The organism is Acinetobacter sp. 24-47-66, from assembly GCF_056779755.1.
Genome location: NZ_JBWYIL010000053.1, coordinates 1 through 225 on the forward strand (window position 1 = coordinate 1; position 225 = coordinate 225).

General features: G+C 40.9%; 1 protein-coding gene. It reads right to left on the minus strand.

All coding sequences use genetic code 11. From position 1 onward, the window contains the following. On the minus strand, window positions 1-225 hold a 225-nt coding region (locus AC1M84_RS14340; protein ID WP_481595247.1), incomplete at both ends, for a hypothetical protein.

Consider the following 225-nt stretch of genomic DNA (forward strand, 5'->3'; position numbering starts at 1 on the left):
GAAGTGCATCACGTGTTTCATCAGTATATCTTGCTGACTCTTCTAACTCTGCATTGTCATCAAGTTTCTTTTGAAGTTCATTCGCCTTCGTCTCAAGCGCGACTAAATCCGCTTCTGTTGCTAATGAATCTTCAAACTCTTGTTGTGCATTGGTTTTTAATGCAGCATCCGCAGCGTCTAATTCATCAGTCGCTTTGATCACATCACCTTTGGTAACTGTTTTAG